Source organism: Altericroceibacterium xinjiangense (assembly GCF_003958635.1).
Lineage (GTDB): Bacteria > Pseudomonadota > Alphaproteobacteria > Sphingomonadales > Sphingomonadaceae > Altericroceibacterium_A > Altericroceibacterium_A xinjiangense.
Map to the genome: position 1 here is coordinate 47479 of NZ_RSEK01000001.1, position 13239 is coordinate 60717.

At 65.1% G+C, this 13239-nt stretch carries 16 protein-coding genes; 9 read left to right on the top strand and 7 right to left on the bottom strand.

All coding sequences use genetic code 11. The annotated features are described in order from the left end of the window. Positions 1–2: 2 nt before the first annotated feature. The 4 genes from rapZ (at position 3) to ELY13_RS00270 (ending at position 2545) form a co-directional block, all read left to right on the top strand. Positions 3–926 (top strand): RNase adapter RapZ, encoded by a 924-nt coding sequence (gene rapZ / locus ELY13_RS00255; RefSeq protein WP_126171888.1) that lies wholly within the window; start codon positions 3–5, stop codon positions 924–926. Between the two features lie 55 nt (positions 927–981). Further along, entirely contained in the window at positions 982–1386 is a 405-nt protein-coding gene (locus ELY13_RS00260; RefSeq protein WP_126171889.1) for a PTS sugar transporter subunit IIA, read from the top strand. Positions 1387–1455: 69 nt separating this feature from the next. Further along, on the top strand, positions 1456–1731 hold the full coding sequence (locus tag ELY13_RS00265) for an HPr family phosphocarrier protein (RefSeq protein ID WP_126171890.1): 276 nt from the start codon (positions 1456–1458) through the stop codon (positions 1729–1731). 7 nt (positions 1732–1738) lie between these two features. After that, positions 1739–2545 carry a TrmH family RNA methyltransferase gene (locus ELY13_RS00270; RefSeq protein WP_126171891.1) on the top strand — a complete coding sequence of 269 codons (807 nt, stop codon included), beginning with the start codon at positions 1739–1741 and terminating at the stop codon, positions 2543–2545. A 274-nt stretch (positions 2546–2819) separates the two neighbouring features. On the opposite strand, the gene ELY13_RS00275 is transcribed toward ELY13_RS00270, so the two are convergent. The 5 genes from ELY13_RS00275 to recR all read right to left on the bottom strand — a co-directional run bounded on the left by ELY13_RS00275 (position 2820) and on the right by recR (position 7808). Continuing rightward, positions 2820–4109 (bottom strand): pilus assembly protein TadG-related protein, encoded by a 1290-nt coding sequence (locus ELY13_RS00275; protein WP_206435947.1) that lies wholly within the window; start codon positions 4107–4109, stop codon positions 2820–2822. Positions 4110–4307: 198 nt separating this feature from the next. Continuing rightward, a complete protein-coding gene (locus tag ELY13_RS00280; protein ID WP_126171893.1) occupies positions 4308–5057 on the bottom strand; it encodes a hypothetical protein in 750 nt (249 codons plus the stop codon). Positions 5058–5061: 4 nt separating this feature from the next. Continuing rightward, entirely contained in the window at positions 5062–6498 is a 1437-nt protein-coding gene (locus ELY13_RS00285) for a DNA recombination protein RmuC (protein WP_126171894.1), read from the bottom strand. Positions 6499–6591: 93 nt separating this feature from the next. Then, positions 6592–7158 carry a peptide deformylase gene (locus ELY13_RS00290; RefSeq protein ID WP_126171895.1) on the bottom strand — a complete coding sequence of 189 codons (567 nt, stop codon included), beginning with the start codon at positions 7156–7158 and terminating at the stop codon, positions 6592–6594. 53 nt (positions 7159–7211) lie between these two features. Further along, a complete protein-coding gene (gene recR / locus ELY13_RS00295; protein ID WP_126171896.1) occupies positions 7212–7808 on the bottom strand; it encodes a recombination mediator RecR in 597 nt (198 codons plus the stop codon). A gap of 113 nt (positions 7809–7921) precedes the next feature. Here recR and fmt point away from each other — a divergent pair, with 113 nt between their 5' ends. The 4 genes from fmt to ELY13_RS00315 all read left to right on the top strand — a co-directional run bounded on the left by fmt (position 7922) and on the right by ELY13_RS00315 (position 11137). Next, the gene (fmt, locus tag ELY13_RS00300; protein WP_126171897.1) at positions 7922–8827 is read left to right on the top strand and encodes a methionyl-tRNA formyltransferase; all 906 of its coding nucleotides are present in this window, start codon (positions 7922–7924) and stop codon (positions 8825–8827) included. 7 nt (positions 8828–8834) lie between these two features. After that, the gene (gene truA, locus ELY13_RS00305) at positions 8835–9587 is read left to right on the top strand and encodes a tRNA pseudouridine(38-40) synthase TruA (protein ID WP_126171898.1); all 753 of its coding nucleotides are present in this window, start codon (positions 8835–8837) and stop codon (positions 9585–9587) included. Positions 9588–9722: 135 nt separating this feature from the next. Beyond that, positions 9723–9974, top strand: a complete 252-nt coding sequence (locus ELY13_RS00310) for a hypothetical protein (RefSeq protein WP_126171899.1) — start codon at positions 9723–9725, stop codon at positions 9972–9974. Between the two features lie 704 nt (positions 9975–10678). Further along, complete coding sequence (locus ELY13_RS00315; protein WP_241233466.1) at positions 10679–11137, top strand: glycine zipper 2TM domain-containing protein; 459 nt, start codon at positions 10679–10681, stop codon at positions 11135–11137. A gap of 109 nt (positions 11138–11246) precedes the next feature. On the opposite strand, the gene cobS is transcribed toward ELY13_RS00315, so the two are convergent. Both cobS and ELY13_RS00325 read right to left on the bottom strand, forming a co-directional pair. Further along, positions 11247–12230, bottom strand: a complete 984-nt coding sequence (cobS, locus tag ELY13_RS00320) for a cobaltochelatase subunit CobS (RefSeq protein WP_126171900.1) — start codon at positions 12228–12230, stop codon at positions 11247–11249. 69 nt (positions 12231–12299) lie between these two features. Then, entirely contained in the window at positions 12300–12887 is a 588-nt protein-coding gene (locus tag ELY13_RS00325) for a J domain-containing protein (RefSeq protein ID WP_126171901.1), read from the bottom strand. Positions 12888–12937: 50 nt separating this feature from the next. On the opposite strand from ELY13_RS00325, the gene ELY13_RS00330 reads away from it, so the two are divergent. Continuing rightward, positions 12938–13237: a BolA family protein gene (locus ELY13_RS00330; RefSeq protein WP_126171902.1), complete on the top strand. Its 300-nt coding sequence runs from the start codon at positions 12938–12940 to the stop codon at positions 13235–13237. The last annotated feature ends 2 nt before the right edge of the window (positions 13238–13239 follow it).

The following is a 13239-nucleotide window of genomic DNA, read 5'->3' on the forward strand; positions in this document are numbered from 1 at the left end:
CCATGCCCAGCGAATCGAGCGATGATCGGCAACGCATTCTGCTCGTCACCGGCATGCTTGGTGCCGGAAAGACAACCGCGCTGCGGGAACTGGAAGACCTTGGCTGGGAGGCGATCGACAACTTCCCGATCCGCTTTCTCGGCCGGCTGATCAGGCCGGAACTGAGGAACGCCGACGGCGACAATGCCTCCCTTGCGATCGGGTTCGATTGCCGCACCCGCGGCTTTGCCCCCGAAGACGTGATCGCGCGCGTCAAGCATCTTGGGCATCGCCGCGATCTGGTGATCAGCACGATGTTCCTAGATTGCTCCGATCCGGAACTGGAACGACGTTTCAACGAGACGCGCCGACGCCATCACCTGGCACAGGACATGCCGGTTCCCTTCGGCATCGCAGCCGAACGGCAGTTGCTGGAGCCCTTGCGGAACTGGGCCGACATCCTGATCGACACCAGCCACTTCTCGACCCACGAGTTGCAGCAGACCATCCGGCAGCAGTTTTCGCGCCGCGGACCGGGCGAAATGACCGTCAGCGTGACGAGCTTCGGCTTCGCGCGCGGCATGCCGCCCGTCGCCGACCTGGTGTTCGACATGCGCTATCTCGATAACCCCCACTGGGATCCGGACCTGCGCCCGCTTACCGGCCAGGACGAGGCGGTGGGCCGACACATCGCGGCCGATCCCGGGTTCGAAAGCAGCTTCGAACAAATCCGCGCCTTGTTGCTGGACTTGCTCCCGCGCTATTCCGCCCAGGGCAAGAACTATGCGAACATCGCCTTTGGCTGTACCGGCGGGCGCCACCGGTCGGTCTATGTGGCGGAACGCAACGCGCAAGCCTTGCGCGATGCCGGTTTTTCGCCCACTGTGCTGCACCGCAACCTGGGATCCCGGGCTGCCGAATTGATCGAAGAGCCGCACCAGCCGTGACCATGTCATACGCACTCCGCGAAGCGGCGGCTCATCTTCTGGGTATCGCATCTCGATGATCGGAATGATTCTGGTAACTCACGGCCGTCTGGCTGAGGAGTTCGTTCATGCGATGGAGCATGTCGTCGGCCAGCAGGATGCGGTCGCGACGGTCTGCATCGGGCCGCAGGACGACATGGAAGCGCGGCGCAAGGAAATCGCTGCCGCCATCCGCGCGGTGAACACGGGCAGCGGCGCGGTGATCCTGACCGACTTGTTCGGCGGCACGCCTTCGAACCTTGCCATTTCCCTGATGCGGGCTGGCGAAGTCGAAGTGATCGCCGGGATCAACCTGCCGATGCTGATCCGCCTTGCCGGGGCCCGCAAGACCATGGCACTCACTGCCGCAGTCGCCGCGGCGCGCGATGCGGGACGCAACTACATAACGATCGCTTCCGAGTTCCTGGGGCAGGAAGCCTGAAGCAACTCTGGAGCCGGGTGGACGTTCGGCGGTTTGGAAGTTGCGGCAAACAAAACAGGGAGAGGCGGCTTGGATACTGCGCGCCGGAGACTTGAGATCGTCAACCAGCGCGGGCTTCACGCCCGGGCCAGTGCCAAGTTCGTGAACGCCGTCAGCGTCATGGAAGGCGTGGAAGTGCTGGTCGCCAAGGACGGGATGAAAGCTGCCGGAGGATCGATCCTGGGCCTGATGATGCTAGGTGCGGCCAAGGGCGACACGATCGAGATCGCGGTCTCGGGCGAGGAAGCAGAAGCGCGTCTGGACGAATTATCCGAGCTGGTCACCAGCGGATTCGGCGAAGACTGACGCGCCGATGCGCCGCGAGATCACGGGCTTTTCCAATCCCACCGTCAAGCTGCTGCGTTCTCTGCGGGACAAGAAGCACCGCAAGCGGGAGCGGCGCTTCCTGGCCGAAGGGCTGCGGCTGCTGACCGACGCGCGCGAAAGCGGCCGGACGCCCGAGATGCTGGTCATGGCCAGCGGGCGGGAGGAGCACCCGCTGCTGACATCCCTGATTGAAACGGTGGAACGCGCCGGCGGCGAAGTGGTCGAGACCACGCCCGACATTCTTTCCAAGATTACCGGGAAGGACAACCCGCAGGCCGTTGCTGGAGTGTTCGCGGAATTCGACACCGCGCTTTCCACCATCGACCGTTCGGCCGCGCCGATCTGGCTGGTGGCGCAGGCGCTGCGCGATCCCGGAAACCTTGGCACCATGCTGCGCACGGGAGATGCAGTCGGCGCCGGCGGGTTGATCCTGATCGACGAGTGCGCCGATCCGTTTTCAGTCGAGGCTGTGCGCGCCAGCATGGGGGCGGTGTTCACGCAGAGCATCGCGCAAGCGACCTGGAGCGAGTTCCTGCCATGGCTGCGCGGCCCCGACGGGCGCAGCGAAGGCCAGCTTGTCGCCGCATCCCTGCGCGACGCGGTGCCTTATCGCGGCGCACCGTATCAAGCACCCTGCTTCCTGCTGGTCGGCAACGAATCGCGCGGACTGCCCGAAGAGTACGAGGCCGCCTGCGACCTGCGAGTGACGATGCCGATGAAAGGGCGCGCCGACAGCCTCAACGCAGCCATCGCCGGAGCGGTGCTGGCCTACGAGGTGCTGGCGAGCCTTTGAGCGTGCGTGAGGGTGACACACCTGACACATTGCCGAAGCGCGTCATCCAGCCACGAACCAAGGTTTCCTGCGGCTTTCAGCTGCCCTGAATGACATCACGGCCGATGTGAGAAATTAAAATATTCTTTCGTGCATGAGCATGAATGATGCTGCCCCTTCGTCTGCCCCGAACATCGGGGAGGAGCGATGGACGGGGACCATCCGAGAAAAGACGATGAAAAGAACACCCCCGATTTGCCGCCGCGCCGGCGTGTAGGAAAGCGGCGTCCAAGCGCTATTCGATCAGCTTGACCCCGCGCACCTTGCGGATCGGGGTGCCGCCGCAATTCATCCCCACGCGCGACCCGCCCTGAAAGGCGATCCGACCAGCGATGATCTGGGTGCAGCCGCTGCTGGTCGAGGCGCCGTTCGCGAAGCGCAGCATCTGGTTCGGCAGGTAGACCGCCCCGCGCAGCGTCTGCTGCGACCCGCCTTCGAGCACGTTGGTACCGGTCGAGGGCGCGCTTCGGTCCTGATAGAGCACTACCCCGGCGGTCGGCCCGCTGTCGGGGGCCGTCAGGTCGATCCGCGACCCGTTATCGAACCGGACGGTCGCGTAGTCGGTGCCGGTGCTGCTGGTGAGGACGAATGTCACCCCGGTGCCGGTCACCCGCGAGCCGCCGGCCACTTCCAGCGTTCCGCGGTCGATGAAGTAGATTCCGGGTTCGAAGTGGACGGTCGCGCCATTGGCGATCCGCAATCCGTTGCAGAATACCGTCGGCAGGGAGCTACCGCCATACGTCCCGGAGGAAAGATTCGCGGCGTTGTAGGTGCAGCCGCTGTAGGACGGCACCGGCATGTCCGCGTACGGATCGCCAACCGGGGCTTCCCCCGAGTGGATGCCGTCCTCGGCCGTGACGTGCGCCCCTTGCGTCACGCTGTAGCCGCCCACCACGCCGACGCTTTCGGCGGCCAGCCGGGCGCCGCCCCGGATCTGCACCGCTTCCGCCGCACTGGAATTGGCCCACAGCGCGCATCCGCTGAGCACCAGCGTCGCACCGTTCGCGTGTTCGATGGCGGGATTCCCCTCCGGATCGAGCGCCATCACGCAGGCCTTGGCTGCCCGGCCCACCCGGGCGACGGCGCGGGCGGCCAGCAACGGATCTTCCGAGACGAACAAGCCGGAAAAGAAGCGCCGCCCCGGCTGCTCGATCACCACTTCCACTGCTTGCGACATGCCGGCACTCGGCCCGCTGGTAGGCGGGGTCGCGACGCGGACCACGACGTTTCCTTCTCCATCCTCGAATCCATGCTGCGCGGTGACGGCGCGGGCTTGCGCGGCGATGCCCGATTCTCCGGCCGCCAGTGCGGTTGCGGCACTGAAGGCGGCGGAATCTGCCGCGCCTTGCAAGCTTCGCCGCGCAAGATAGGAATAGCCGATATCGATGCCGAGCCCGGCGAACCCGATCATCACCGGCAGGACAAGCGCGACGAACACGGCGGATGCACCGGAACGGTCATGGAGCAGCCGGCGACAGACCGCCCGCGCGTTGCGAAACGAGAGCCGGGCGAAACGCGGCGTCAAACGGGCATGCACTCCCGGCATCACAGGCCCGCCGTCCGATCCAGCGGACCGTCCGCCACGCCGAAGCAGCCAGAGATACCGTTCACATGCAGCGCATTTCCCCAGCCGAGCGCGATCTGATGCAGATTCGGCGCCCTAACCGTTTAATTTAGCGCGATTTCCAAGTCAGTTGGGGATTCCACGTGGTTTGCAGCCGCTTCAGTCGCCGGCGACGAAGCTGGTGATGCTCCACTTGCCGTTCCGGTGGGAGGCGATCAGGCGATAGTCCAGCAGACTGCGCAGCTGGTCGGTCGCGATATAGCCGGTCGTCTCCGCATCCCGGACTCGCTCCCTTTCATCGGCTTCGGCCTCAAGCCGGTTGCGGATCCGGACTTGCTGGTAAGGCTGGTCCGGCTTCCACGCGTCCACCCGCACCACGTCCCAGGAAACGGTATCGATCCGGGGCGCCTGCGGATCGGGCGCGGCGAGGACCGGGATGTTCTGCCCGGTCACCAGCATGGCCGTCCCTGAGGCGGCCCCGGGAATATCCTGATCGAAGTACCACGGGATGGTGATCCCGCCCTGGGCGTTGGCGGAACAGCCAAGCGTCATCAGCTCGTCCAGTTCCTGCCACAAGTTCCACTCATCGCTGGTCAGGCGCTTGCGCAACTCATCGGTTCCGGCCCCGTCGCCGAAGTCGAGCTTTACGTCGCTGGCAGCAAGGGCGATCAGCCCTTCGACATCGCGCGTCCTGACCACTTCGGCCAGGCGGGCGCGGAAGGCCTGCGCCCCCTCAACCGAACCGCAGGTATTCTGCGGCGCAAAACGCCCGGCGGAGACCGGAGCGGGTTTCGGTTCGGCCAGCTCGACGATTTCCTTTGCCTTCGTCGCCACTTCGTCGGCCGGCGCGGTTTCCCGGTCGCAGGCGGCAAGCGCCATCAGCAGCAGGCAAGCCAGGGTCTTCCTCATTCGTTTACGCCGCATTCTCTTTCGCGCCCGCGACCAGGCGCGGGGTGGTTGGTTCTTCGATGTCGCCGGACGTGTAGCGCGGCAAGGTTTCCACCTTGGCGACGTCTTCCGCATCGCGCTTGCCGGTCTCGATCCCCTTGTCGCGCAAGCGCCGGGCGGACGACAGGACGTTGCGTTCATAGCTGCCGACGAACTTGTTGTAGTTGTTGACCGCGCTTTCCAGTCCGGACCCGACGCGCTTCAGGTGCTCCCCCGCGGTCGCGATGCGATCGTACACTTCGCCCGCCATCCGGCCGATCTCGCGCGCTTCCTGCGCCAGCGCATCCTGCCGCCAGACTTGCGCAACCGTGCGGGCGATGGCGACCAGATTGGTCGGGGTCGCCAGCAGCACGCGCCGATCGAAGGCGAAGTCCCACAGCTTGGGATCGTGTTCCAGCGCGGCGGCGACGAAGTGTTCGCCGGGGACGAACATCACCACGTAATCGGGCGCATCCTCGAACTGGCTCTGATAGCTTTTGGTGCCGAGTTGCTGGACGTGGTTGCGCATCGATTTGGCATGGGCATCCAGCGCCCGGGTCCGCGCTTCGTCCGTGTCGGCCTCGAACGCTTCCTGATAGGCGTTGAGGGAAACCTTGGCATCGATGATCAGCTTCTTGTGCCCCGGCACGTTGACGATCGCGTCAGGCCGCAGGCGGCCATCCTCCGTATCGATCGAGCGTTCCATCACGAAGTCGGTGTGTTCGGCCAGCCCGCACTGTTCCAGCACGTTGCGCAGCTGCTGTTCGCCCCAGCGGCCCCGCGCCTTGGGTCCGTTGGTCAGGCTGTTGCCGAGGCGAGCGGCTTCGCGCCGGACATCCTCCTGCCCCTGCCGCATCGTATCGATCAGGCCGTGCAGCTTGCCGAAGGCATCGACGCGCTGTTTTTCCAGCAGTTCGACTTGTTCTTCGTAGCGCTTGAGCCGTTCATCGACCGGCTGAAGCAGCGCGGTGATCGCTTCCTTGTTGGCTTTTTCCGAATGGCCGAGCCGTTCGTTGGCCCGTTCCAGGAAGGCTTCCTGCGCCTTGGTCAGCACGGCGGTGCCGGTGTTCTGAAATTCCTTCAGCAATTCGCCGCGCGCGTCGATCAGCAAGCGTTTCTGCTCTTCGAAGTTGGCGGTTTTTTCCCGCAATCCGGCAAGTTCCGTTGCGAGCTCTTCCCGCGAGCGGCGCACCTGTTCAAGATCGCGGGCGATGGCATCGACTCGCTCCGCCCGCTCGGTCGCGGTGGCGAGATCGCGGATCGCGTCGCGGAACTTGTCATCCAGCGCCTTGGCCTCGCCGTCGCGCTGGTCGTGCCGCGCCTTCCATCCGGCGCATTCGCGATAGCCGATGAACCAGCCGGCAGCCCCGCCGAGGGCGAGGCCGATCATCAGGGCAAATACAGTCAGAAGGGCTGGGTCCATGCGCGCAGACTACGCAAACGCGGACAGAACGCCAGAGCCTATGCGCGGCTTGTTTCCGGAAGCCGGAAAAGACCGGTTCCGGCGGCTTTCCCGTCAGGCAGCCTTGCGCAACTTGTCCAGCTTTTTCAGTGCCATCGTGCGCTTGAGCCGGCTCAGGTGGTCGATGAACAGAATGCCTTCGAGATGGTCCATCTCATGCTGGATGCAGGTGGCCATCAGACCCTCCATCGCTTCTTCATGGACGTTGCCTTCCAGATCCTGCCAGCGCACGCGGCACGTGGCCGGGCGATCGACATCGCCGTAGATCTCGGGGATCGACAGGCAGCCTTCCTGATAGGTGCAAAGGTCCGCGCCGGGATCGAGGATTTCGGGGTTCACGAACACGCGCGGGTTCCTGATCACCGGGCGGTGATCGTGGCCGCAGCCATGGTCGCCGCAGTCTTCCGGGTCCGCGTCGGGATCGGGTTCCTGCAAGTCGATCACCAGCACGCGCTTCGGCACGCCGACCTGGATCGCGGCGAGACCGATGCCGTGCGCAGCGTACATCGTTTCGAACATGTCATCGACCAGCGTCTTCAGTTCCGCGTCGAAGGTTTCGACGGGGGTGGAGACGGTCTTCAGCCGGGAGTCCGGAACTTCGAGGATTTCACGAATAGCCATGGGGCGAGAGATAAGCATATCGCGCGCTAACGGCAAGTGAACGCGGGAGAATCCTACCCTACCGGGCGCCTTGCGCGCAGCGCCTGGGCCAGCGTTCCTTCGTCGAGGTAATCCAGTTCCCCGCCGACCGGCAGGCCGTGGGCGAGCTGGGTGATGCGGATGGGGTATCCCTCCAGCCGTTCCGCGATGTAGTGAGCGGTCGTCTGGCCTTCGAGGGTGGCGTTCATCGCCAGCACCACCTCGTCGATCCCGCCCGCTGCCACCCGATCGATCAGCGAAGCGATGGAGAGGTCTTCCGGCCGGATGCCTTCGAGCGCGGACAAGTGCCCGCCCAGCACGTGGTAGCGCCCGGCGAACAGCCGCGCGCGGTCAAGTGCCCACAAGTCGGCGACATCCTCCACCACGCACAGCTGCCGCGATTCGCGGCGCGGATCGGCGCAGATGCTGCACGGTGTCTGCGTGTCGACGTTGCCGCAGGACGGGCATTCGACCAGCTTTTCCCGCACCGAATCCAGCGCCTCGAGCAACTGGACGAGCGCGGTTTCGCGCCGCTTGACGAGCCACAGCACCGCCCGCCGGGCGGAGCGGGGGCCAAGCCCGGGCAGACGCGCCAAAGCCGAGCTCAAGGTGTCGATTTCCTGCGATGACATGGAGGTTTCCTATCCATCCGCGCCGGGCCTGTCGAAGCCCTGCGTCCTTTTCTTTCCGGCCGGCTGAAGTAAGGCAGGCCAGAATGCTCAGGCCTGTGGGGAATATAGCAACGATGCGGGTGGTTTTCATGGGCACGCCGGATTTCGCCGTGCCGGTTCTCAAGGCGCTGGCGGACGCGGGGCACGATGTGGTCGCCGCCTACTCGCAGCCGCCGCGGCCCGCCGGGCGGGGCAAGAAGTTGCAGCCCTCCCCTGTGCAGGTCGAGGCGGAAAAGCGCGGGATCGAAGTGCGCTGTCCGGTGTCGTTGAAGGACGAAGCCGCGCAGGCGGAATTCCGCGCCTTTGGGGCGGATGTAGCGGTGGTCGCCGCGTACGGCCTGATCCTGCCGAAAGCGGTACTGGAAGCACCGAAGCACGGGTGCCTCAACGTCCATGCTTCGCTGCTGCCCCAGTGGCGCGGCGCCGCGCCGATCCAGCGAGCGATCCTGGCCGGCGTTCCGGTGACGGGCGTCACGATCATGCAGATGGAGCAAGGGCTCGACACCGGACCGATGCTGGCGAGCGCGCGCGTGCCGATCGAGCAGAAGACGGCCGGCGAACTGACGCAGGAACTGGCGCAGCTTGGCGCAAGGCTGATGGTCGAGACGCTGGCCGATCTCGACCGGGTTCGCCCAACTGCCCAGAACGATCTTGCCGCCACCTACGCCGCCAAGCTCGACAAGAAGGAAGCGCGGATCGACTTTGCCAGGCCTGCCTTGCTGATCGAGCGGGAGGTGCGGGCCTTTGCCCCCTTCCCCGGTGCATGGTTCGATCTTGAGGGGGAACGGATCAAGGTGCTGGAAGCCCATGTCATCGGGATGAACGGCGCGCCGGGCTGCGTGCTCGACGACAAGCTGACCATCGGCTGCGGCAACGCCGCGATCCGGCCGACCCGCATCCAGCGCGCCGGAAAACCCGCGATGGAAACCGATGCGTTCCTGCGAGGGAAAAGCGTGGCCGTGGGCACGGTCCTGCGGTGATGCGCTAGTGACTCGCTTCGCCCTGACGCTGGAATTCGATGGCGGCCCGTTCATGGGGCTGCAGCGGCAGGCGCACGGGCCCAGCATACAGCAGGCTGTCGAGGAAGCGGCCGGGGCGGTGACGGGGGAACGCATCACGCTGCACAGCGCCGGGCGTACCGATGCCGGGGTTCATGCGCTGGCGATGCGCAGCCATCTGGAGACCGCGAAATCCATTGCTCCATTCCGCCTTATGGAAGCGATCAATGCGCACTTGCGCCCCGCCCCGGTCGCGGTGCTCGCTTGCGAGGAGAAGCCGGATAACTGGCACGCCCGGTTTTCCTGCATCGGCCGGGCTTACGAATACCGCATCGCCAACCGCCGCGCCCCGCTGACGCTGGAACGCGGACGCGCGTGGCAGGTGGCCCGGCCGCTGGATGCGGACGCGATGCACCGCGCCGCGCAGGCGCTGGTCGGGCGTCACGATTTCACCACCTTCCGATCGGCCCACTGTCAGGCCAACGATCCGGTCAAGACGCTGGACCGGCTGTCCGTGCGGCGCGAAGGAGACGTCGTAGCGATCGAGGCCGAAGCGCGCAGTTTCCTGCACCACCAGGTCCGCTCGATGGTCGGCTGCCTTGCGCTGGTGGGGCTTGGGCGCTGGCGGGAGGAGCAGGTGGGCGAAGCGCTGGCGGCACGAGACCGGCAGGCACTGGGCCTCAACGCGCCGCCGGAAGGGCTGTATTTCGTCCGGGCCCTGTACCCGGACGACCCAGGCTGAGGCTGGTTACCCGGCAAACCGATGCGCCGGTTCGGCGTGTCTCCGACGAAGGGAACAGCGTCAAAGCATCATCGTTGTTGTTGATGACACGTTCCCACATGCCGGAGAGTATCGGCAGAACTGCTGGAGACTATGATGAGAAACATGTTTGCCCTGCTGGCTGCAGGTGGCCTCGCGCTTGGGCTTTCGGCTTGCGATGTGGACCAGACGGAAGAAGGCGCTGCGCCCGAGATTGACGTGGATGCAGGCTCAATGCCTGAATACGACGTGGAGCCGGTCGATGTCGATGTCTCCTCCGGCACGAGGACAGTCGAAGTTCCGACGATGGATGTCGATGCCAATATCCCCGATGCGGAAGGGGAGCCGGTCACCCCTCCTTCTGAGTAACCAAGCCCACGCCCGGTTGAAGAACCAGATCTGAAGAATTGCCTGCTTGCGCCGGCCGCCCAGCGGCCGGCGCAACGCATTTGGGCCGCGTTCCTTGGTCGGGCGCGAAGGGTGCAGTGGCATTGAGGCAGTGCCGGCCATCTCGGGAAGGCGGCGTCACTGACGCGGCCCCCTTCCGGTTCGGGCCCCAATCCATCCCTCAACGAGCAGGAAGTGGCCGGGATACTGATTCCCGGTGCCGAACTCCCCATTCGCAAGAAGCTTGGTTGTCGATGTCTTGCGCGGTGACAAACCGCAAGACCTGACACCGCGATCCGCACCCTGAAGCTGTGCGGGAAGAGCGGCGACAAAAATTTTTCTGTTCATCCCATGGGTGGAGTTCAAGGATCGGAGGCGCTTGCCTGCACCTGGATGCGCAACGCGCCGGTGTTTGCCAGGTGGGGCATGGTTTCCATTTCGCCGTCGGCTTCATCTAAGCGGCTGAGAGGAAAAGGATTGTTCCGATCTTCGCTGCGGACACCGGCGGTCGGCGATCAGCGGCAGGCGAACGCGGGCAGGATGGCGCCACGTGCGGCGGCCTGTCGACGTGGGAGAGGAGCCTGCACCCGATGCTGCAAAATTTTTTCGACACTGACGTTTCGGTTGCCGATGGTTCAGTTTTCCCGCCCTACACATGAATGCAACAGGGTTGGTGGAGACGAAACATGAAGACCATGATGAAGGGAATTTTTCTGGCTGCCGCAGTGTCCGGGGCAGGCATTGCCACTCCGGCGGTCGCTTTCGACACCGGGCACGGAACGCCGGCTCACGTCGCAGCTCAGCAGTCGAATGTCCTCGGATACGGCGACCGCGACAACCGCTGGCGCGACCGCCGCGATCGTGATTACCGCGACCGGGATTACCGTGATCGGGACCGTTACTCCAGGTCGTCCTATGAGGACCGCGACTATCGCGGCGCCCGCAACTGGAACGGCCAGAACCAGCGGTACAATTGCCGCCGGAAGGATGGCACCACCGGCTTGATCATCGGCGGAGCCGCTGGCGCCCTTCTCGGCCGCGAAGTCGACACGCGGGGCGACCGCACTCTTGGCACCGTGCTCGGTGCGGCAGGCGGCGCGCTGCTGGGCAAGAAGGTGGCCCAGGGCCAGAACAACTGCCGCTAAACCGGCGATGCCGACGTGAAAGGAAGCCCCGCTTGCGCGGGGCTTCTTTTTTGTCTGGCTTCAATATCGGCTGGTCTAGGCGGCTCCTAGGTTCGGGAGCGGCGCGGCGTCAGGCTTTCGCGACGACGCTTTCGGGCAATTCTTCACCGAACACGCGCTGGTAGTATTCGGCCACCAGCATCCGCTCAGCCTCATCGCACTTGTTGAGGAAGCTGAGGCGGAAGGCGAAGCCCTTGTCCCCGAAGATCTCGGTGTTCTGGGCCCAGGTGATGACCGTGCGCGGACTCATCACCGTCGACACGTCCCCGTTCATGAAGCCCTGGCGCGACAAGTCGGCCACGCGGATCATGTCGGCCACGGTCTTCTTGTCGATCTTCGTCTTGGCCGCGACGATTTCCTGTTCCGTTTTTGCGGGCAGGTAGTTGAGGCCGACCACGACGTTCCAGCGGTCCATCTGGCCCTGGTTGATCGCCTGCGTACCGTGATACAATCCGCTGGTGTCCCCCAGCCCGACCGTGTTGGCGGTGGCGAACAAGCGGAAGAACGGGTTCGGGCGAATCACCCGGTTCTGATCCAGCAGGGTCAGCTTGCCTTCGGCTTCCAGCACGCGCTGAATCACGAACATCACGTCCGGACGGCCGGCGTCGTATTCGTCGAACACCAGCGCCACCGGGTGCTGCAGCGCCCAAGGCAGCAAGCCTTCGCGAAATTCCGTCACCTGCAACCCGTCGCGCAGCACGATCGCATCGCGCCCGACCAGATCGATCCGGCTGATATGCGCATCGAGGTTGATGCGAATCGTCGGCCAGTTCAGCCGCGCGGCGACTTGTTCGATATGCGTGGACTTGCCGGTGCCGTGGTAGCCCTGCACCATGACGCGGCGGTTGAAGGCGAACCCGGCGAGGATCGCGAGCGTTGTGTCCGGATCGAACACGTAGTTGGGATCCGTATCGGGCACCCGTTCATCGCCTTGCGAGAAGGCCGGGACCTTCATGTCGATGTCGATCCCGAAAGTCTCGCGCACATCGAGCTGGATGTCGGGCGCGGACAGAACGGTGCCGGAGGCGGCGGGGTTGGCAGTCATCTCGTTCATCGGGCCTTGCCTAGACGCACGGGCCAAGGCCTGCAACCGGCAATGGGCGCTTCGTGTCCCGCCGGTCCGTCAGGCAAAAGCCCCGGCGCGGCGCAGCAACTGGTAGGCTTCGACCACGCGCTGCAGCCGCCCTTCCTGGCTGCGGTCGCCCCCGTTGCGATCCGGGTGATACTGGCGCACCAGTTCCGAATAGCGGCGGCGCAGCCCTGCCCGGTCGGCGTTAGCGGGCAAGCCCATCACGTTCAGCGCCTCACGCTCTTTCGGGGTGAAGCGGGCATAGTGCTCGTTCTGCCCCCTCGCCTGCCGGCGGATATCGCCCGCCCGCGCGCCGATCGCATCGAGCGGATCGTCGAAGTCGGCCCAGCGCGGCGCTCCGTCCACCCCGGCATCGGGGCGAAAGGCGCGGGTGTCGGTGCGCCAGCCGGAGACCGGCGATTGCGCGTCGAGAATTTCTTCCGCGCTCATCCCTTCGAACCAGTCGTAGCCGGCGTTGAATTCGCGCACATGGTCGAGGCAGAACCAGCGCCACTCCCCCGGTCCGTCGAATCCGGGCGAGCGCCGGCCGGGGGCGCGGAACTCTCCTGCCCCTTCGCAACGCGGCGCCTCGCACTCCCGCCCCGTGTTCTCAAATCGTCCGTGGAACTTCTGTTGCTTCACCGCCATTAGGATGGGGTCGATAGCGCCCTTTGAAAACCCCGGAGAAGACGATGGCTGGAGAACTCGAACGCGAAATGCGCGACCTGTTGCAAAAGAACTTCGAACCGAGCCACCTCAACGTGATCAACGACAGCGCGCGGCACCACGGCCATTCCGGGGATGACGGCACCGGCGAATCGCATTTCACGGTAGAGATCGTGAGCCCGCACTTTTCGGGGCAGAGCCGCCTTGCCCGCCAGCGGATGGTCAACGCGGCGCTGGGCGATATTCCCGGCCAGCGAGTCCACGCGCTCGCCATCCGGGCCTTTGCGCCCGAGGATGCCCCGTCGGACTTGTCGCACCCGGTCTGAGG